This is a genomic window from Pandoraea pneumonica (genome assembly GCF_902459645.1).
Classification (GTDB): domain Bacteria; phylum Pseudomonadota; class Gammaproteobacteria; order Burkholderiales; family Burkholderiaceae; genus Pandoraea; species Pandoraea pneumonica.
Window position 1 is genome coordinate 1,248,350 of the sequence record NZ_CABPSK010000002.1, and the last position, 19,234, is coordinate 1,267,583.

General features: G+C 63.0%; 17 protein-coding genes. 16 read left to right on the forward strand and 1 reads right to left on the reverse strand.

Going from position 1 to position 19,234, the window contains the following annotated elements:
- The first annotated feature begins 244 nt into the window (after window positions 1–244).
- The 16 genes from PPN31114_RS14775 (at window position 245) to PPN31114_RS14850 (ending at window position 18,613) form a co-directional block, all read left to right on the forward strand.
- Complete coding sequence (locus PPN31114_RS14775; protein WP_150680201.1) at window positions 245–1,237, forward strand: Tim44 domain-containing protein; 993 nt, start codon at window positions 245–247, stop codon at window positions 1,235–1,237.
- 149 nt (window positions 1,238–1,386) lie between these two features.
- Window positions 1,387–1,998 carry a ubiquinone biosynthesis accessory factor UbiJ gene (locus PPN31114_RS14780; RefSeq protein WP_150680202.1) on the forward strand — a complete coding sequence of 204 codons (612 nt, stop codon included), beginning with the start codon at window positions 1,387–1,389 and terminating at the stop codon, window positions 1,996–1,998.
- Between the two features lie 3 nt (window positions 1,999–2,001).
- Complete coding sequence (gene ubiB, locus PPN31114_RS14785; protein ID WP_150680203.1) at window positions 2,002–3,564, forward strand: ubiquinone biosynthesis regulatory protein kinase UbiB; 1,563 nt, start codon at window positions 2,002–2,004, stop codon at window positions 3,562–3,564.
- Window positions 3,554–4,228 (forward strand): methyltransferase domain-containing protein, encoded by a 675-nt coding sequence (locus PPN31114_RS14790; protein WP_150680204.1) that lies wholly within the window; start codon window positions 3,554–3,556, stop codon window positions 4,226–4,228. Before ubiB ends, PPN31114_RS14790 begins: the two co-directional genes overlap by 11 nt.
- 292 nt (window positions 4,229–4,520) lie before the next feature.
- Entirely contained in the window at window positions 4,521–5,966 is a 1,446-nt protein-coding gene (locus tag PPN31114_RS14795; protein WP_150680205.1) for a high affinity choline transporter 1, read from the forward strand.
- A gap of 204 nt (window positions 5,967–6,170) precedes the next feature.
- Entirely contained in the window at window positions 6,171–6,524 is a 354-nt protein-coding gene (locus tag PPN31114_RS14800) for an FmdB family zinc ribbon protein (RefSeq protein WP_150680206.1), read from the forward strand.
- A gap of 149 nt (window positions 6,525–6,673) precedes the next feature.
- Entirely contained in the window at window positions 6,674–7,318 is a 645-nt protein-coding gene (locus PPN31114_RS14805; RefSeq protein ID WP_150680207.1) for a DUF502 domain-containing protein, read from the forward strand.
- Window positions 7,319–7,365: 47 nt separating this feature from the next.
- A complete protein-coding gene (gene aspS, locus PPN31114_RS14810) occupies window positions 7,366–9,168 on the forward strand; it encodes an aspartate--tRNA ligase (RefSeq protein ID WP_150680208.1) in 1,803 nt (600 codons plus the stop codon).
- A gap of 104 nt (window positions 9,169–9,272) precedes the next feature.
- Complete coding sequence (locus PPN31114_RS14815) at window positions 9,273–9,644, forward strand: NUDIX domain-containing protein (protein ID WP_150680209.1); 372 nt, start codon at window positions 9,273–9,275, stop codon at window positions 9,642–9,644.
- A 107-nt stretch (window positions 9,645–9,751) separates the two neighbouring features.
- Window positions 9,752–10,213 (forward strand): dihydroneopterin triphosphate diphosphatase, encoded by a 462-nt coding sequence (nudB, locus tag PPN31114_RS14820; RefSeq protein ID WP_150680210.1) that lies wholly within the window; start codon window positions 9,752–9,754, stop codon window positions 10,211–10,213.
- A 15-nt stretch (window positions 10,214–10,228) separates the two neighbouring features.
- Window positions 10,229–11,386, forward strand: coding sequence for a cardiolipin synthase ClsB (clsB, locus tag PPN31114_RS14825; RefSeq protein WP_150680211.1), 1,158 nt, complete (start codon window positions 10,229–10,231; stop codon window positions 11,384–11,386).
- A 230-nt stretch (window positions 11,387–11,616) separates the two neighbouring features.
- A complete protein-coding gene (locus tag PPN31114_RS14830) occupies window positions 11,617–12,210 on the forward strand; it encodes a TetR/AcrR family transcriptional regulator (protein WP_150680212.1) in 594 nt (197 codons plus the stop codon).
- 48 nt (window positions 12,211–12,258) lie between these two features.
- Entirely contained in the window at window positions 12,259–14,046 is a 1,788-nt protein-coding gene (locus tag PPN31114_RS14835) for an acyl-CoA dehydrogenase C-terminal domain-containing protein (protein ID WP_150680213.1), read from the forward strand.
- 17 nt (window positions 14,047–14,063) lie between these two features.
- Window positions 14,064–16,508, forward strand: a complete 2,445-nt coding sequence (locus PPN31114_RS14840) for a 3-hydroxyacyl-CoA dehydrogenase/enoyl-CoA hydratase family protein (protein WP_150680214.1) — start codon at window positions 14,064–14,066, stop codon at window positions 16,506–16,508.
- 17 nt (window positions 16,509–16,525) lie between these two features.
- Complete coding sequence (locus PPN31114_RS14845) at window positions 16,526–17,725, forward strand: acetyl-CoA C-acyltransferase (RefSeq protein ID WP_150680215.1); 1,200 nt, start codon at window positions 16,526–16,528, stop codon at window positions 17,723–17,725.
- 120 nt (window positions 17,726–17,845) lie between these two features.
- Window positions 17,846–18,613, forward strand: coding sequence for an enoyl-CoA hydratase (locus PPN31114_RS14850; RefSeq protein ID WP_150680216.1), 768 nt, complete (start codon window positions 17,846–17,848; stop codon window positions 18,611–18,613).
- A 90-nt stretch (window positions 18,614–18,703) separates the two neighbouring features.
- On the opposite strand, the gene PPN31114_RS14855 is transcribed toward PPN31114_RS14850, so the two are convergent.
- A complete protein-coding gene (locus tag PPN31114_RS14855; protein ID WP_150680217.1) occupies window positions 18,704–19,123 on the reverse strand; it encodes an acyl-CoA thioesterase in 420 nt (139 codons plus the stop codon).
- Window positions 19,124–19,234 lie beyond the last annotated feature (111 nt).

A 19,234-nucleotide genomic window follows, 5' to 3' on the forward strand; every position in this document is an offset into this window, starting at 1 on the left:
AGCGAATTAGTCATTACTTAGTAGTGCAGCCGGGCGTGACAAGCCGGTCTGCTGCTGTAGACGCCCCGATAGCCGGACTTTCGTTCCGACGCGGGGCGTTTTTCATGCGCAGGGCATTTTCTCTGTGGCAGAATCGCCGCTCGACTTGCGGTTTGGTTTCATTACGTAAAAAAGTTTTGTGAACCATTCGAGTAGACGCCTGTCGATAGACAACACCTTATAACTCCACGGAGAGACCAGAGCGATGTTCCAGTTCCTGAAAAACAAGCTGTTGTTGGGCGTGGTGGCCGGCGTATTGGCGGTCGGCATGACGATCGCGGACGCTGATGCCAAGCGCGTTGGCGGCGGCCGGAGCGTCGGCAAGCAGTCCAACACCGTGACGCAGCGTCAAGCCACGCCGCAACAACCGGCCCAAAGCCCGAGCGCGACCCCGAACCAAGCTGCCCCGGCAGCCGCTGGTGCCGGTGCCGCAGGTGCGGCCGCCGCTGCCAAGCCCGCCAACCGCTGGCTCGGCCCGATCGCCGGTCTCGCCGCCGGTCTGGGTATCGCAGCCCTGTTGTCGCACTTCGGCATGGGTGGCGCCTTCGCCAGCATGATGGCCAACGTCATCATCATCGCGTTGATCGCTTTCGCCGTGCTGTGGGTCATCCGTCGCTTCCGCGGCAATAAGTCGCAGTCGCAAACCCCGGCCTACGCTGGTGCCGGTGCAGGCAACGACGCGTCGAACAACTCCCTGCGTCAGTCGTGGGATAACGCGTCGCAACCGGCTGCATCGTCCCAACCGACGCAATCGACGCTGTCGGCAGTGCCGGCTGCCGCCGGTGTCGCGGGTGCCGCAGCCGCTGCGGCCGGTCCGTTCGGCGTGCCGGCTGGCTTCGATGTCGAAGGCTTCCTGCGCAGCGCGAAGGTGTACTTCAACCGTCTGCAAGCCGCTTGGGATAAGGGCGATCAAGCCGACATCAACGAGTTCACCACGCCGCAGATGTTCGCGGAAATCAAGATGGACTTGGAAGAGCGCGGCAAGTCGACCAACCGTACCGACGTGGTCCAACTCGACGCCGAACTGCTCGGCATCGAGCAAACCGCTGCCGAGTACATGGCCAGCGTGCGTTTCTCGGGTCTGATCCGTGAAGCCGAAGGCGCTGCGGCCGAGCCGTTCAACGAAGTCTGGAACCTGACCAAGCCGGTCACCGGCAACGCCGGTTGGGTGCTGGCCGGGATTCAGCAGCTGAACTAAGCTCCCGCCGTTTTTGCCGTAACCTGCCTTACAATGAGAGCCCGCGTTTGAAGCGCGGGCTCTTTTGTTTTTGCCGCCCGCAGGCCGTTGTACTGCGGGCGACGTCTTTCGGTGCGACCGGTGTTCTGCGCCGGCCGGCCGCCAAGCTCATGACCGTCGCCGCCAAAGCCTTTGCCGCCACCGTGAATCACTTGCTCGCCCGCGAACCGTGGGCGCGCGAACGCCTGCGCCATCATGTCGGCGCATCCGCCCGGCTGGCGATGTCGCCGTTCGACCTGCGCTTGCAGGTGGGCGACGACGGCTATCTCGCCGCCTTCGAGGCCGACACCCCCTGCGACGTCAGCATCGCCGTACCGCCTTCGGCCTTGGCCGACTTTGCGGGCGGCGGTCAGGCCGCTGTCATGCGTCACGTGAAAATCGAAGGCGATGCCGAGTTTGCGAATACGGTGTCCTATCTTGCCCAGCACCTGCGCTGGGAGGCCGCTGAAGACCTGAGCAAGGTCATTGGCGACGCGGCTGCCCATCGCGTGACCGAAACCGGTAAGGCCGCTGTGGCGGGTGCTCGCCGGACTGGCGCCACGTTCGCTCGTTCGCTGACCGATTACTTCGTCGAAGAAAATCCGCTGCTCGTGGCGCGGCCACGGCTCGATGCCATGCGTGCCGACATCGGCACCTTGCGCGACGACTTGGCACGGCTCGAAAAGCGTCTTGAAAAGCTCGAACGTCAGCCCGGCGTGCCGCGCTCGACCGGAGGCCGCTAACCAATGCGACTTCTGCGCCTCATCAAGATTCTCTTCGTCTGCTACCGCTACGGCCTCGACGAACTGGTGCTCTCGAGCATTCCGCATCCGTTTGCGCGCGGTCTCATGCGCGTGTTGTCGTTCGGGCGCGGTGGCTTGAAGGCACCGCGGGGCGAGCGTCTGCGTCTGGCGCTCGAAGCGCTCGGCCCCATTTTCGTGAAGTTCGGGCAGGTGCTCTCGACGCGCCGCGACCTGATGCCGCCCGATATCGCGCAGGAACTGGCGCGCTTGCAGGATCAGGTGCCGCCGTTCGATCCGGAATTGGCACGCGCTGCGATCGAGAAGTCGCTGGGCCGCCCACTCGAAGAAGTGTTCGTAGAGTTCGAGCGCACGCCGGTGGCCAGCGCGTCGATCGCGCAGGTGCACTTCGCGCGCATTCGCGAAGGGCAGCATGCGGGCAAGGAAGTCGCCGTCAAGGTGCTGCGTCCGAACATGCTGAGCGTGATCGACAGCGATCTGGCGCTCATGCGCGATTTGGCCGGTTGGGTGGAGCGCTTGTGGCCGGACGGCAAGCGCTTGAAGCCGCGCGAGGTCGTGGCCGAGTTCGACAAGTATCTGCATGACGAGCTCGATCTGATGCGCGAAGCGGCCAATGCCGCGCAACTGCGCCGCAATTTCATCGATTCGGGCATGTTGATGGTGCCCGAGATGTATTGGGACTTGAGCTCCAGCACGGTGCTCGTGATGGAGCGCATGCGTGGCGTGCCGATTAGCCAGATCGAGGTACTGCGAGAGGCCGGTGTCGATCTGAAGAAGCTGGCGCGCGAGGGTGTCGAGATCTTCTTCACGCAGTTTTTGCGCGACGGGTTCTTCCACGCCGACATGCACCCGGGCAACATTCTCGTGAGTCTCGATCCGGCCACGTTTGGGCGCTATATCGCGCTCGATTGCGGCATCGTCGGCGCGCTCTCCGAGTTCGACAAGAATTATCTGGCGCAGAACTTTCTCGCGTTTTTCCGCCGCGATTATCACCGGGTGGCATCGCTGCATCTGGAGTCGGGCTGGGTGCCGTCGGATACCCGCGTCGAAGAGTTGGAAGGGGCGATTCGCGCGGTTTGCGAGCCGTATTTCGACCGGCCGCTCAAGGAAATTTCGCTGGGGCTGGTGCTGATGCGTCTGTTTCAGACGTCGCGCCGCTTCAATGTCGAGATTCAGCCGCAATTGGTTTTGCTGCAAAAGACGTTGCTCAATATTGAAGGGCTGGGGCGTCAGCTCGACCCGGATCTCGATCTGTGGAAGACGGCCAAGCCGTTCCTCGAGCGCTGGATGGCCGAACAGATTGGCCCGCGCGGCTGGCTGGAACGGCTCAAGACCGAAGCGCCGCAATGGAGCAAGACGCTGCCACAACTGCCGCGTCTCATTCATCAGGCGCTCGCTGCCCACGCCCGCCCGCAAGACGACACGCTGTTGCTCGCGCTGCTTCAGGAGCAGCGCCGCACTAACCGGCTGCTGACCGGCGCGTTCTGTCTGGTCGGCGGTATCGCCATCGGTGTACTCGCTGCTTTTATCTGGCTCTATGGTGGATAAACCTCAACCGGAGGCGGGCGCTGTGAATTCTCCGGCGTCTGCCGCCCCTGCCGCGCCCGCCGCTCCGGCGTTCTCTCATCGCGACTCGTCACGTGCCGAGTTCTGGAACGAGCGCTTCGCGAGCGCCTTCATGCCTTGGGACGCCGCCGGCGTGCCGCGTGCACTGCGTGAGTTCGTCGCGAGCGAGGCCAAACCGCAGGCCACGCTGATTCCCGGCTGTGGCGCGGCGTACGAAGCCGCTTGGCTCGACGCGCAGCAATGGCCGGTCCGCGCCATCGACTTCTCGCCGGTGGCCGTGGCACAGGCGAAGGCCCAGTTGGGCGATCGTGCCGCGCTGGTGGAAGAGGCCGATTTCTTTGCCTACACGCCGCCGTTCGCGATCGACCTGATCTACGAACGGGCGTTTCTTTGCGCGCTGCCGCGCACGCTCTGGCAGGACTACGCCCGCCGCGTCGCGCAATTGCTGCCTAGCGGTGCGCGACTGGCGGGGTTCTTCTTCCTGCGCGAGACACCCAAGGGGCCGCCGTTCGGTATCGCCCCCGATGCGCTGGATGCACTGCTCACTCAAGACTTCATTTGCGAAGTGAATCAGCCGGTCGATGCCGCCGATTCGGTCCCCGTGTTCGCCGGGGCCGAGCACTGGATGGTGTGGCGGCGGCGCTAACTTTCCCGAAATCTGCAACGCCTGCCACCGGGATTTGTGATTTTTTCCCCGCGCGTGTCCCGCGCCGCTATAATCGGCCCAAATTTTTTCGCCAGGTGGCAAAACGGGCGCCCCCGAGCGCTGAACAGCATCAGCCCCGTCATGCTCGACCTGAATTTCTGTTGCCCGGAAGGCTGCGGCCCGCGGCACGGTTTCGTTAGTTCGCGTGTGCGGCCTCCTAGCGCCGGATCACGCCCCTGACACTGACGCCGCCGCCGTTACCGTCGCCCTGGGGCTTGGCTGGGGCCGCGTTATGCTGATCTGGTTTGTCATTTTGTATTGGGTCATTTCGGTGGCCATCGGGCTGCTGGCCGCCCTCAAGGTCCGCAATACCAAAGATTTCACCGTCGCCGGACGCCGCCTGCCGTATGGCATGGTCATCGCCGTGGTGTTTGCCACGTGGTTCGGCTCGGAAGCCGTGCTCGGCATCCCGGCCACGTTCATCGGCGACGGCCTGCGCGGCATCGTGGCCGACCCGTTCGGCTCGTCGATGTGTCTGGTGCTCGTCGGGGTGTTCTTCGCCCGCAAGCTGTATCGCATGAACCTCATGACGATCGGCGACTTCTACAAGCTCAAATACAACCGCACCGTCGAAGTGGTGACGAGTATCGCCATCGTGATCTCGTACCTCGGCTGGGTGGGCGCGCAGATCAAGGCGCTGGGCCTCGTGTTCCATACGGTGTCGGGCGGGGCGATGTCCGAGCCGACAGGCATGATCATCGGTGCCGTCTCCGTACTCGCCTACACGCTGCTCGGCGGCATGATCTCGGTGGCAGTGACGGACTTTATCCAGATGATCATCATCGTGGTCGGTCTGGTCTACATCGCCGTGGAAGTCTCCGGCATGGTGCCGGGCGGCGCGACGGCAGTGATCGCTCACGCCGCAGAAGCGGGCAAGTTCGTGTTCCTGCCTGAGATGAATCCGGCCGATGTGCTGGCGTTTATCGCGGCGGGCGTGACCATGATGTTCGGCTCGATCCCCCAGCAGGACGTGTTCCAGCGGGTGATGTCGTCGAAGACCGAAAACATCGCCGTGGCAGGTTCGGTGACGGGCGGCGTGCTGTACTTCTTCTTCACGTTCATCCCGATCTTCCTGGCTTACTCGGCGCTGCTGATCGCGCCGTCGATGGTGCAGAAGTACATCGGCACCGATCCGCAACAGATTCTGCCGCAGTTGGTGCTCACCAGCGTGCCGATCGTGGCGCAGGTGATGTTCTTCGGCGCGTTGCTCTCGGCTATCAAGAGCTGTGCATCGGCCACGCTGCTGGCCCCGTCGGTCACGTTTGCCGAGAACATCATTCGCCCGATGCTGAGCGGCCAGATCGACGACAAGCATCTGCTGCGCCTGATGCGCATCGTTGTGCTGTGCTTCACCGCGCTGGTGCTGGTGTATGCGCTGAATTCGAAGGCGTCGATCTTCCAGATGGTCGAGAGCGCCTACAAGGTCACGCTGGTGTGCTGCTTCGTGCCGCTGGCCTTCGGCCTGTATTGGAAGCGCGCCAGCTCGCTGGGCGGCACGCTGGCCGTGTTTGCCGGGCTGATCGTCTGGATCGGCTGCGAAGTGATGGCCCCCGAGGGGCTGGTGCCTCCGCAACTGGCTGGTCTGCTGGCCTCGATTGGCGGCATGGTCGTGGGCTCGCTGCTGCAACCGGCCTCCGAGCGCGGTCAGCCGCCGGGGCAAGAGGTGTCGACGATCTAAGTGCCGGGCAGGGCGGCTATGTGAGCGCTCGCTCTTTTGCCGGGTGCCGTCACACGGTGCCATCGGCCAGAAACGTCGAATACGGTGACGCCAGACCTTGATCTTGCGTCACCGCGTGCCCATATATCTCCGGACAAATCCCGAAAGCCTTGTGAAGCGGTTATAATTCAAGGCTTTGCGCGCCTTTTCCCGTCGGAAAGAATCATGCCTATCTACGCCTATCGTTGCGAAACATGCGGTTTCGCGAAAGATGTGCTGCAAAAAATGAGCGATGACCCGCTCTCCCAATGCCCGGAATGCGGCAAGGACACGTTCCGCAAGCAGGTGACTGCGGCGGGCTTCCAGCTCAAGGGATCGGGTTGGTATGTCACGGATTTCCGCGGTGGCTCGGGCGGCGCGAGCGCACCGGCAGCGGGCGCATCGTCGACGGCGGTGGCTGCCTCGTCGGGTGAGAGCGCTTCGTCGTCGACGGAATCGGCATCGGCCTCGTCGTCTTCGGGCGGTGAATCGTCGAGCGCCCCGGCGGCAAGTTGCGGCGGCGGCTGCGCTTGTCACTAAGCATTGCCAGAATTGACCGCATTACCCGAATTAGCCGAATTAGCATTACCCGCGTTACCCAGAAGAGCAGAACGACACGTCCGGCCCGGCGGCCTGGCGTGTGATTGACCCCGCTGACCCAGTAGCCGCCGACATTCGCGAGTCCTGCCATGAGCGTCAAAAAACCCGCGTTGAAGACGATTTTCCTCACCGGCCTGCTGGTGCTGGTGCCGCTCGCCATCACGTTGTGGGTGCTGGGCCTGATTATCGGCACGATGGATCAGACGCTGTTGCTGCTGCCCGACGAATGGCAGCCGTCGCGACTGATTGGCATGCGCGTGCCGGGCTTCGGCGTGGTGGTCACGTTGGCTTTCGTGTTCGTCGTCGGCCTTCTGGCGCATAATTTCATCGGCCAGAAGCTGGTCGGCTGGTGGGAAGCGGTGTTGACCCGCATTCCCGTGGTCGGGCCGCTGTACGGCAGCGTCAAGCAGGTGTCCGATACATTGCTCTCGAGCAATGGCAACGCGTTTCGCAAGGCGTTGCTCGTGCGCTATCCGCACGCGGACTCCTGGACCATCGCCTTCCTGACCGGCGCGCCGGGCGGCGACGTGGTCAACCACTTGCAGGGCGAGTATGTGAGCGTTTATGTCCCGACGACGCCGAACCCCACGTCAGGCTTCTTCCTGATGATGCGGGCGAGCGACGTTGTCGAGCTCGACATGACGGTCGATGCCGCCCTCAAGTACATCGTATCGATGGGCGTGGTGGCGCCCGCCCACAACCCGCGCCAGCAACGTCCCGGCCCGCTCCTGTGAGCCACCGGTGACTCCCGGCGTCATTTTTTGAAAATCGGAACAGCAAAATGTCCATGCGTACCTCCTACTGCGGTCTGGTGACCGAGCAACAACTGGGCCAAACGGTCAAGCTTTGTGGCTGGGTCAATCGCCGCCGTGATCACGGCGGGGTCATCTTCATCGACCTGCGCGATCGCGAAGGTCTGGTGCAGGTCGTGTGCGATCCGGACCGCGCAGAGATGTTCAAGGCCGCCGAAGGCCTGCGCAATGAGTTCTGCGTGCAGATTACCGGTCTGGTGCGCGCCCGTCCGGCAGGCACGGAAAACGCCAACCTGACGAGCGGCAAGATCGAAGTGCTGTGCCACGAGCTCCAAGTGCTCAACCCGTCGGTGACGCCCCCGTTCCCGCTCGACGACGAAAACCTGTCGGAAACCACGCGCCTCACGCATCGCGTGCTGGACCTGCGCCGCCCGCAGATGCAATACAACCTGCGCCTGCGCTACAAGGTGGCGATGGAAGTGCGCAAGTATCTGGACGCGCAAGGCTTCATCGACATCGAAACCCCGATGCTCACGAAGAGCACCCCGGAAGGCGCGCGCGACTACCTCGTGCCTTCGCGTGTGAACCCGGGCATGTTCTTCGCGCTGCCGCAGTCGCCGCAGCTCTTCAAGCAGTTGCTGATGGTGGCCGGCTTCGACCGTTACTACCAGATCACCAAGTGCTTCCGCGACGAAGACCTGCGTGCTGACCGTCAGCCGGAATTCACGCAGATCGACTGCGAAACCTCGTTCCTGTCGGAGCAAGAGATTCGCGATCTGTTCGAGAACATGATTCGTCACGTGTTCAAGGAAGCCATCAACGTCGAGTTCGACGCCAAGGTGCCGGTCATGCAGTTCTCGGAAGCGATGCGCCGCTTCGGTTCGGACAAGCCGGACCTGCGCGTGAAGCTCGAATTCACCGAGTTGACCGACGTGATGGGCGACGTGGACTTCAAGGTGTTCTCGGTGCCGGCTACGACCGAAGGCGGCCGTGTGGTTGCCCTGCGCGTGCCGGGCGGTGCCGAGATTTCGCGTAGCGAGATCGACGCTTACACCGACTTCGTGAAGATTTACGGCGCGAAGGGTCTGGCCTGGATCAAGGTCAACGAAGTGGCCAAGGGCCGCGACGGTCTGCAAAGCCCGATCGTGAAGAACCTGCACGACGCTGCGATTGCCTCGATTCTCGAGCGCACCGGCGCGCAAGACGGCGACATCATCTTCTTCGGTGCCGACAAGGAAAAGGTCGTCAACGACGGTATCGGCGCGCTGCGTCTGAAGATCGGTCACTCGGAATTCGGCAAGAGCCACGGCCTGTTCGAAGCCGGCTGGCGTCCGCTGTGGGTGGTCGACTTCCCGATGTTCGAATACGACGAAGAAGATGCCCGCTGGGTGGCCTGCCATCACCCGTTCACGAGCCCGAAGGACGAGCACATCGACTATCTCGAAACCGACCCGGGCAAGTGCCTGGCGAAGGCTTACGACATGGTGCTCAACGGCTGGGAAATCGGTGGCGGTTCGGTCCGTATCTTCCAAGAGGAAGTGCAGAGCAAGGTGTTCCGCGCGCTCAAGCTGGGTGAAGAAGAAGCCCGTGCGAAGTTCGGCTTCCTGCTCGACGCGCTGCAATACGGCGCGCCGCCGCATGGCGGTATCGCGTTCGGTCTGGACCGCGTCATCACGATGATGGCCGGTGCTGATTCGATTCGCGACGTGATCGCCTTCCCGAAGACGCAACGCGCGCAAGATCTGCTCACGCAAGCCCCGTCGCCGGTCGACGAGCGCCAACTGCGCGATCTGCACATCCGTCTGCGTCAGACCGAAGCACCGAAGGCATAACGCATCTCACGAGCACTCGCTCGTGGCGAAACGTTCGAACCCCCTCTGCCGAAAGGCGAGGGGGTTTTTGTTTTTCAGATCGATTATCCGAGGAGCGCGAAGCGATGATAGTGAGTGCAAAGGCGATCATTCGTCGCAACGATACGGTGCTGTTCGCCCGTAACCCGCGCGAGGAATGGGAACTGCCCGGCGGGCAGCCGGAGCCCGGTGAGTCTCTGGAATACGCCGTGCGGCGTGAGGTGCAAGAGGAGTGCGGCTGGCAAATCGCACAGGTGACTTACCACGGTAGCGCCTCGTTCGAAGTGATTCCCGGGCGGTACGTGATGCTGGTCTTTTACGTTTGTGAGCAGGACCCGCAAGATCTGACGCCGCTGGTGACGAGCAACGAGCATTCGACGTTTGCGTGGATCGACGTCGGTGGCGTGCGCCCTGACGATCTGCCTGTGTGCTATTGGGATGCGGTCACGCGCGCGTAATTCGAGATAAGACGCGATGATGCTGAATGACCGATCGCACCGGTTGCCCATTACAATGAGCCACCAGCGCACGGCATTCGCGCAGCCTTTCACCGTTCACCACTTGCATGAAGCCTTTCAAGATTCCCGAATCCGTGCTCGTCGTCATTTACACGCCCGCACTCGACGTGTTGCTGATCGAGCGCGCCGATGCCGACAACTTCTGGCAATCGGTGACCGGCAGCAAAGACACGCTCGACGAACCGCTGATCGAGACGGCGATGCGTGAAGTGTTTGAAGAGACCGGGATTCGCGTGGGTGAGGGCGGTGTGCCAACCAGCGCACTGACGGACTGGCAGCATCAGATTCAATACAACATCTACCCGCGCTGGGCGCATCGCTATGCGCCGGATGTCACGCGCAACACCGAGCACTGGTTTGGTTTATGTGTGCCCGAGAACACGCCAGTGACGCTCGCGCCGCGCGAGCATGTCGCGTACGAGTGGTTGCCTTGGGAGGCCGCGGCCGCCCGGTGTTTCTCACCGTCGAACGGCGACGCCATCCGACAACTCCCCGCGCGCGTGCGCTGACGCCCCGCCGCGCCGATGAGCAAGTACCTGCCGTTCTCCCACGAAAACGACCTGACGCTGCTCTACCTCGGCGCGGAGTACTTTAGCGCGCTGATCGCCGCCATCGACGCCGCCCGGCGCGAAGTGACGATCGAGACCTACATCTTCGAAGCCGACGAGGCCGGACAGAATGTCTCGGCCGCGCTGCAACGCGCCGCGCAACGCGGCGTTGCCGTGCGCGTGATTACCGACGGCGTGGGCACCAGCCGACGCCTGCCGCTCGCCGCCGAGTGGCGAGACAGCGGCGTGATGCATCGCATCTACAACCCGCATTTGTTCGGCAAGTTCGGCTTTTCTCGCACACATCGCAAGCTCGCCATCATCGACCACGAGGTCGCGTTCGTTGGCGGCATCAATATCATCGACGACTACAACGCAGGCGGTGGCACGCGTATGAGCGACCCGCGCTGGGATTTCGCCGTGCAATGCCGTGGCCCCATCGTCGCTGAAATCGCCATTGCGTTTCATATCCAATGGCTGCGTCTCGCACCCGGCTATCTGGGTACGCCGTTCCGCCATCGACGGCGTGGACAGCGCGGGCGACTGCATTCGTCTGTCGTCGGGCAGGCGGCTTTTGTCGCACGCGACAATCTCCACAATCGCCGTTCGGTCGAAAAAGCCTATCTGATGGCACTGGGACGGGCGCGTCACGAAGTCTGGCTCGCGAACCCGTACTTCGTGCCAGGGCGGCGCTTGCGGCGTGCGCTCACGCAGGCGGCGCTACGCGGCGTGGCGGTCCATCTGCTCATCGGCCGCAAAGAGTTTCGCCTGCTCGACACGGCGGTGCCCTGGCTGTACGCCAAGATGCTCGAAGCCGGCGTGCGTATCGGCGAATACGACATGCGCCAATTGCACGGCAAGGTCGCGGTGGTGGATGACGTGTGGGCAACCGTGGGGTCGTCGAACCTCGATGCGCTGTCCCTCTTTCTCAATCACGAAGCCAACGTAGTCTTCTTGGACGATCCGGTTGTCATCCAATTGCGCGACCATATCCGCAAGGCGTTTGCCGAGGCGCGTCTGATCGATGCCGCCCGTTATGGCGAGCGCTCGGCATGGCGGCGCTTTCGCCAATGGGCGGCCTACCGGCTGTACCGTCTGGCGATGAAGGTGCTCACGCGCGGCAAGTACGACTGAGCGCTCACCGGCATGGCGGCAGCCGGATTCCCTGGGCACTGCCAAAGGCATCTAGAAGCCCGCCCAGCGGCGCTCTCGCCGTGATTCCACGGGGCTTCCCCACGGAAACCGATTAGGTATTCCGATCTAATAAATTCCTTGTTCGCCCATGGGCGTCCCACAATAATAGGACGGCCGTTCGATTTTATGGTTAGCATCGATGAACGGATAACCAAAGCGATGCCATACACATGCGAAAGGGTGAACAGACACGTGCCGCGATCCTGAATGCCGCGCTTGAACTGGCGGGGCGGGATGGACTCGAAGGCCTGACGATCGGCTTATTGGCCGATCGCATGCAGATGAGCAAGAGCGGGGTATTTGCGCATTTCGGTTCGCGCGAAGACCTGCAAATTGAAGTGCTGCGCGAATATCACCGACGCTTCGAAGAAGAAGTGTTCGCCCCCAGCATGGACGTGCCGCGCGGCTTGCCGCGACTGCGCGCCCTGGTGGATCGCTGGATGGACAAGCGAATTCGTGAAGTGACGACGGGCTGTATCTATATCAGCGGTGCCGTCGAGTACGACGATCGCGCAGCCAGCCCGGTGCGCGAAGCCTTGGTGAAGAGTGTGCGGTTGTGGCGATCGGCCCTGCTGCGCGCGATCACACAAGCAAAGGAGGAGGGACATCTGCGCTCGGACACCGATCCGCGCCTGATGCTCTTTGAAATGTACAGTCTGACGCTCGGTCTGCATCACGACGCGCGGTTCCTGCGGGAGCCGGGTGCGGTAGAGATGACCCGGGTGGCACTGGAAAAACTGATTTCGTCTTATCAGCGCGGGTGAGGCGCGAGCCGTCCGCGATTCAATTCGAAGTGTTCGGAGGAGTAGGTCATGGGACAGTACAACGCGCCGCTGCGCGACATGCAATTCGTCATGCACGAACTGCTGGGCGTGGAAAACGAATTGAAGGCATTGCCGAAACACGCGGACATCGATGCCGACACCATCAATCAGGTGCTCGAAGAAGCCGGCAAATTCTGTAGCGAGGTGGTCTTCCCGCTCAATCAAGTGGGCGATCGCGAAGGCTGCAAATACGAAGGCGACGGCGTGGTCACCACGCCGACCGGCTTCAAAGAGGCTTATCAGAAATACGTCGAAGCCGGTTGGGCCTCGCTGGGCTGCGATCCGGAATTCGGCGGTCAAGGCCTGCCGCAAGTCATCAACAACGCGCTGTACGAGATGCTGAACTCGGCGAATCAGGCGTGGACGATGTACCCGGGCCTCTCGCACGGCGCCTACGAATGTCTGCACGCGCACGGCACCCCCGAACAACAAGCTACCTACCTGCCGAAGATCGTCTCGGGCGAATGGACCGGCACGATGTGCCTGACCGAGCCGCATTGCGGCACCGACCTGGGCATGCTGCGCACGAAGGCTGAGCCGAACGGCGACGGTTCGTACTCGATCTCTGGCACCAAGATCTTCATCTCGGCCGGCGAGCACGACATGGCCGCCAACATCATTCACCTTGTGCTGGCACGTCTGCCGGATGCGCCTCCGGGCACCAAGGGCATTTCGCTGTTCGTCGTACCGAAGTTCATCCCCGATGCGAACGGCGCACCGGGCGAGCGCAACGGCATCAAGTGCGGCTCGATCGAACACAAGATGGGCATTCACGGCAATGCCACTTGCGTGATGAACCTCGACGGCGCGAAGGGCTGGCTCGTGGGCGAAGCGAACAAGGGCCTGAACGCCATGTTCGTGATGATGAACGCCGCACGTCAAGGCGTGGGCATGCAGGGTCTGGGCCTGACGGAAGTCGCTTATCAGAACTCGCTGGTGTACGCGAAGGAACGCATTCAGATGCGCTCGCTCACCGGCCCGAAGGCACCGGACAAGCCCGCCGACCCGATCATCGTGCACCCCGATGTGCGCCGTATGCTGCTCACGCAGAAGGCTTATGTCGAAGGCGGCCGTGCGTTCTCGTACTGGACGGCACTGCACATCGATAAGGAACTCTCGCACGGCGACGAAGCCGAGCGTAAGGAAGCGGCCGATCTCGTGGCACTGCTCACGCCGATCATCAAGGCCTTCCTGACCGACAACGCGTTCGAGTGCACGAACCACGCGATGCAGATTTACGGTGGCCACGGCTACATCGCCGAGTGGGGCATGGAGCAATACGTGCGTGACGCGCGTATCAACATGATCTACGAAGGCACGAACACGATTCAGGCACTCGACCTGCTGGGCCGCAAGGTGCTGGGCGACATGGGCGCGAAGCTCAAGAAGTTCGGCAAGCTGGTGCAAGACTTCGTCGAAGCTGAAGGCGTGCGCGAAGACATGCAAGAGTTCGTCAACCCGCTCGCGGACATTGGCGACAAGGTGCAGAAGCTGACGATGGAAATCGGCATGAAGGCGATGGCCAACCCCGACGAAGTCGGTGCGGCTGCCGTGCCGTATCAACGTGTGGTCGGCCATCTCGTGTTCGCCTACTTCTGGGCGCGCATGGCAAAGATTGCGCTCGACAAGCAAGGCAGCGGCGACAAGTTCTACGAATCGAAACTCGCCACGGCGCGTTTCTACTTCGCCAAGCTGCTGCCCGAGACTGCATATCACATCCGCGTGGCTCGCGCCGGCGCGAAGACGCAAATGGAAGTCGACGTCGACCTGTTCTGAGAGCGGAGGAGATCACCGTGAGTCAAACCAACAAACCCCTGGTCGTGCGCAAGGTTGCTGTGCTCGGCGCCGGCGTGATGGGCGCGCAAATTGCCGCGCATCTGGTCAACGCGAAAGTGCCGGTCGTGCTGTTCGACCTGCCCGCGAAAGAAGGCCCGAAGAACGGCATCGTGCTGCGCGCTATCGACGGCCTGAAGAAGCTGAGCCCCGCACCGTTCGCCGATAAGGCCGACGCGCAATACATCGAAGTCGCCAACTACGAGGACGACCTCGAGAAGCTGGCCGGCTGCGACGTGGTGATCGAAGCGATCGCCGAGCGCATGGACTGGAAGCACGATCTGTACAAGAAGGTTGCGCCGCATCTGGCCAAGCACGCGATTTTCGCGTCGAATACCTCGGGCCTGTCGATCACCGAACTCTCGGAAGGCTTCGACGCCGAACTGAAGGCACGCTTCTGCGGCGTGCACTTCTTCAACCCGCCGCGTTATATGCATCTGGTCGAACTGATTCCGACCGCTGCCACCGAGCCGGCCATTCTCGATCAACTCGAAACGTTCCTCACCTCCACGCTCGGCAAGGGCGTGGTGCGCGCGAAGGACACGCCGAACTTCATCGCAAACCGTGTCGGTGTCTTCTCGATTCTGGCGGTGTTCGCCGAAGCGCAGAAGTACGGCATTCCGTTCGACGTCGTCGACGACCTGACCGGCAGCAAGCTGGGCCGCGCCAAGTCGGCCACGTTCCGCACCGCCGATGTGGTCGGTCTGGACACGATGGCGCACGTCATCAAGACGATGCAAGACGGCCTCAAGGACGATCCGTTCGCCCCGACCTACGCCACGCCGCCGGTGCTCAAAGCGCTGGTCGAGAAGGGTGCGCTGGGTCAGAAGACCGGCGCTGGCTTCTACAAGAAGGACGGCAAGGTCATCAAGGTGCTCGACCCGCAAACGGGCGAGTACGTCGAGTCGGGCAAGAAGGCCGACGAGATGGTGGTGCGCATTCTGAAGAAGGCCCCGGCCGAACGTCTGCGCCTGCTGCGTGAATCGACCAACCCGCAAGCCCAGTTCCTGTGGGCCGTGTTCCGCGACGTGTTCCACTACATCGGCGTGTATCTCGAGCAGATTGCCGATAACGCGCGTGAAGTCGACTTCGCGATTCGCTGGGGCTTCGGCTGGACCACCGGTCCGTTCGAAGACTGGCAAGCCGCCGGCTGGAAGGACGTGGCCCAGTGGGTCAAGGAAGACATCGACGCGGGCAAGGCCCTGTCGAACGCACCGCTGCCCGCTTGGGTGACGGGCGGCAAGGTGGCGGAAGCCGGTGGCGTGCATACGGCCGCTGGTTCGTACGCCCCCGCGAAGGACGCCTTCGTGCCGCGCAGCACGCTGCCGGTGTATCAGCGACAGGTGTTCCCGGCGGCGCTCGTGGGCGAAGCCGGCAACGATCCGCGCAAGTTCGGCAAGACCATCGAAGAGAACGACGCCGTGCGCCTGTGGGTCGACGAGACCCCGGGCCAGGACGACGTGCTGATCGTCTCGTTCAAGTCGAAGATGAACACGATTGGGCCAGCCGTCATCGACGGTCTGGTGCGCGCCATCGATCTGGCCGAGCAGCAGTATCGCGGCGTGGTCGTGTGGCAACCGACGTCGCTCAAGCTCGGCGCGCCGGGCGGCCCGTTCTCGGCCGGTGCCGATCTGGAAGCCGCCATGCCGGCCTTCATGATGGGCGGTGCCAAGGGCATCGAGCCGTTTATCAAGAAGTTCCAAGACGGCATGATGCGCGTGAAATACGCGCAGGTGCCGGTTGTCTCCGCAGTGTCGGGCATTGCGCTCGGCGGCGGCTGCGAGTTGCTGCTGCATAGCGCTAAGCGCGTGGCGGCCCTCGAAAGCTACATCGGTCTGGTGGAAGTCGGCGTCGGCCTCGTGCCGGGCGGCGGCGGTCTGAAGGAAGCCGCGATTCGTGCGGCCGAAGCGGCCACCGCAGCGGGCAGCGTGCAGTATCTCCAGTTCGTCACCAAGTCGTTCACCAACGCCGCCATGGCGAAGGTCTCGGCTTCGGCGATCGACGCACGCGACATGGGCTATCTGAAGCCGACCGACACCATCGTCTACAACGTGCACGAGTTGCTGTCGGTGGCGCGTAACGAAGCCCGCGCGCTGTCGCTGGCCGGTTACCGTCCGCCGCTCAAGCCCGCCGGTATTCCGGTGGCAGGCCGCTCGGGCGTGTCGACGATCAAGGCGCAACTGGTGAACATGCGCGACGGCAACTTCATCTCGGCGCACGACTTCCTGATCGCTTCGCGCATCGCGGAAGCCGTGTGCGGTGGCGACGTGGAAGCCGGCAGCCTCGTGAACGAAGAATGGCTGCTCGCTCTGGAGCGTCGCGCCTTCATCGAACTGCTGGGCACGTCGAAGACCCAGGAACGCATCATGGGCATGCTGCAAACCGGCAAGCCGGTGCGCAACTAAGCCGATCGGAGACTGACATGAGCAAACAATTGCAAGACGCCTACATCGTCGCCGCCACGCGCGCCCCGATCGGCAAGGCACCCAAGGGCAGCTACAAGAACACCCGTCCGGACGATCTGCTGGCGATGATTCTCAAGAGCGCACTCGCCCAGGTGCCCGACCTCGATCCGAAAGTGATCGAAGACGCCATCATCGGCTGCGCGATTCCCGAAGCCCAGCAGGGCCTGAACGTGGCGCGTATCGGTGCGCTGCTCTCGGGCCTGCCGAACACGGTGGGCGGTGTGACCGTCAACCGTTTCTGCGCCTCGGGCCTCACGGCCCTTGCGATGGCTGCCGACCGCATTCGTGTGGGCGAAGCCGACGCAATGATCGCCGGTGGTATCGAAAGCATGAGCATGGTGCCGATGATGGGCAACACGCCGTCGCTCTCGCCGTCGATCTTCGAGCGCGACGAGAACGTGGGTATCGCCTACGGCATGGGCCTGACCGCCGAGAAGGTGGCGCAGCAGTGGAAGGTCTCGCGTGAGGAGCAGGATGCCTTCGCGCTGGCTTCGCACCAGAAGGCCATCGCGGCGCAGCAGCGCGGCGAGTTCGCCAACGAAATCACGCCGATCGAGATCGTCGAACGGTTCCCGAATCTCGCCACCGGCGAAGTGTCGATCAAGACGCGCACGCTCTCGCTGGACGAAGGCCCGCGTCCCGACACGACGATCGAAGGGCTGGGCAAGCTGCGTCCGGTGTTCGCCAACAAGGGCTCGGTCACGGCAGGCAACAGCTCGCAGACGTCGGACGGCGCCGGTGCGCTGCTCGTCGTGAGCGAGAAGATCCTCAAGCAATTCAACCTCACGCCGCTCGCGCGTTTCGTGTCGTTCGCCGTGCGCGGCGTGCCGCCCGAAATCATGGGTATCGGTCCGAAGGAAGCGATTCCAGCGGCATTGCGCGCAGCAGGTCTCAAGCAGTCGGACATGGACTGGATCGAGTTGAACGAAGCGTTCGCCGCGCAGGCGCTCGCCGTCATCAAGGATCTGGATCTCGACACGAGCCGCGTCAACCCGATGGGCGGCGCCATTGCGCTGGGTCACCCGCTGGGTGCCACCGGTGCGATCCGTGCCGCCACGGTCGTGCACGCGCTTCGCCGCCATAACCTGAAGTACGGCATGGTGTCGATGTGCGTGGGCACGGGCATGGGCGCTGCGGGGATTATCGAGCGCATGTAAGGGACGGGGCCGGACAGTCAGATGACCGGTCATCAAGCGCCGGGGTGTGGATTGCGCAGTACGCGCGTCTGCCCCCGGCGTTTGTCGTGAGACGAACGCGATATTCAGGAGACAGTGGAGATGGACGACGTATTGGTGCAACGCCAGGGCGCGGTACAGGTGCTGACCTTCAACCGTGCACATAAGAAGAATGCGATCACTGCCGGGATGTATCAGGCATTGGCCGACGCGCTGGGCGAGGCCGAGGCCGACCCCGCGGTTCGCGTCATCCTGATTCAGGGACATCCGGAGGCGTTTTCGGCCGGTAACGACCTTGAAGACTTCCTGAAGAACCCGCCGAAGGACGACGACGCCCCGGTGTTCCAGTTCCTGCATCGGATCAGCCAAGCGACCAAGCCGATTGTCGCGGCGGTCGCGGGCAACGCCGTAGGCGTGGGCACGACGATGTTGCTGCACTGCGATGTGGTGTACGCCGCCGAGACGGCACGCTTCTCGCTGCCGTTCTCGCAACTGGCGCTGTGCCCGGAAGCCGCATCGAGCTTGCTGCTGCCGCGCGTGGCCGGCTATCACCGTGCGGCGGAGAAGTTGCTCTTCGGTGAGCCGTTCGATGTGAACGAGGCCGTGGCGATGGGGTTCGTGAACCGGATCGTGCCCGCGGCCGAACTCGCGGAGTATGCGGCCAAGCGTGCGGCGCAGTTGGCCGCCATGCCCGCCGGGTCGCTGCGTGTGACCAAGCAACTGATGAAGGGCGATAGCGCGCGCGAAGTGCAGGAGCGCATTCGAGACGAGGCGCTCGAATTCGGTAAGCGCCTGCTCTCGCCCGAGGCGCGCGAAGCGTTCACCGCGTTCTTCGAGAAGCGTAAGCCGGACTTCAGCCAGTTCTCGTAATTTACGGGCTGCACGTGCTGCGCTGACAAAAAAGGCTGGCCGCCATTGGGCGCCAGCCTTTTTTGCGTTTTCTACGTTCTACGCTGCCGTTCAGCCCAGCGTTTCGAGCTTGGGCAACTGACGGGGACGGCGGTCCTCATCGGTCGCCACGTAGGTGACCATGGCCTCGGTCACTTTCACGATCTCGTGCGACAGGCGCATGCGCTGGGCATAAGCCTCGACGTAGACGGTGATCGACGTGTTGCCGGTCTTGACGATCTTGGCGTAGAAACTGAGCAAATCGCCGACGAAGACCGGTTGTTTGAACAGGAACGAGTTGACGGCGATGGTCGCCACGCGGCCGTTGGCACGCTGGGCGGCGGGAATCGAACCGGCGATGTCGACCTGCGACATGATCCAGCCGCCGAATACGTCGCCATGGGCGTTGGCGTCGGCGGGCATCGGCATCACGCGCAACGCCAGTTCTTTTTCTTCGGGCAGCGCCGTGAGGGCAGGGGTCGGGGTACTCATGGGGTTCCTTGCGTGAGCCATCAAGCGGGGGAAAACTCGGGAGAGCACCGCCGGACGGTGGCCTCCGAGGGGCGCCCACGGTGGGGAAGCCCGCCCGGCGCTGGCTCAGCA

Coding starts and splice junctions, on each gene's coding strand:
- aspS (WP_150680208.1), top strand. CDS start 7,366: ATGTCCATGCGTACCTCCTACTGCGGTCTGGTGACCGAGCAACAACTG.
- PPN31114_RS14850 (WP_150680216.1), top strand. CDS start 17,846: ATGGACGACGTATTGGTGCAACGCCAGGGCGCGGTACAGGTGCTGACC.
- PPN31114_RS14845 (WP_150680215.1), top strand. CDS start 16,526: ATGAGCAAACAATTGCAAGACGCCTACATCGTCGCCGCCACGCGCGCC.
- PPN31114_RS14855 (WP_150680217.1), bottom strand. CDS start 19,123: ATGAGTACCCCGACCCCTGCCCTCACGGCGCTGCCCGAAGAAAAAGAA.
- PPN31114_RS14805 (WP_150680207.1), top strand. CDS start 6,674: ATGAGCGTCAAAAAACCCGCGTTGAAGACGATTTTCCTCACCGGCCTG.
- PPN31114_RS14780 (WP_150680202.1), top strand. CDS start 1,387: ATGACCGTCGCCGCCAAAGCCTTTGCCGCCACCGTGAATCACTTGCTC.
- PPN31114_RS14815 (WP_150680209.1), top strand. CDS start 9,273: ATGATAGTGAGTGCAAAGGCGATCATTCGTCGCAACGATACGGTGCTG.
- PPN31114_RS14800 (WP_150680206.1), top strand. CDS start 6,171: ATGCCTATCTACGCCTATCGTTGCGAAACATGCGGTTTCGCGAAAGAT.
- PPN31114_RS14775 (WP_150680201.1), top strand. CDS start 245: ATGTTCCAGTTCCTGAAAAACAAGCTGTTGTTGGGCGTGGTGGCCGGC.
- PPN31114_RS14835 (WP_150680213.1), top strand. CDS start 12,259: ATGGGACAGTACAACGCGCCGCTGCGCGACATGCAATTCGTCATGCAC.
- PPN31114_RS14830 (WP_150680212.1), top strand. CDS start 11,617: ATGCGAAAGGGTGAACAGACACGTGCCGCGATCCTGAATGCCGCGCTT.
- PPN31114_RS14790 (WP_150680204.1), top strand. CDS start 3,554: ATGGTGGATAAACCTCAACCGGAGGCGGGCGCTGTGAATTCTCCGGCG.
- ubiB (WP_150680203.1), top strand. CDS start 2,002: ATGCGACTTCTGCGCCTCATCAAGATTCTCTTCGTCTGCTACCGCTAC.
- PPN31114_RS14795 (WP_150680205.1), top strand. CDS start 4,521: ATGCTGATCTGGTTTGTCATTTTGTATTGGGTCATTTCGGTGGCCATC.
- nudB (WP_150680210.1), top strand. CDS start 9,752: ATGAAGCCTTTCAAGATTCCCGAATCCGTGCTCGTCGTCATTTACACG.
- clsB (WP_150680211.1), top strand. CDS start 10,229: ATGAGCAAGTACCTGCCGTTCTCCCACGAAAACGACCTGACGCTGCTC.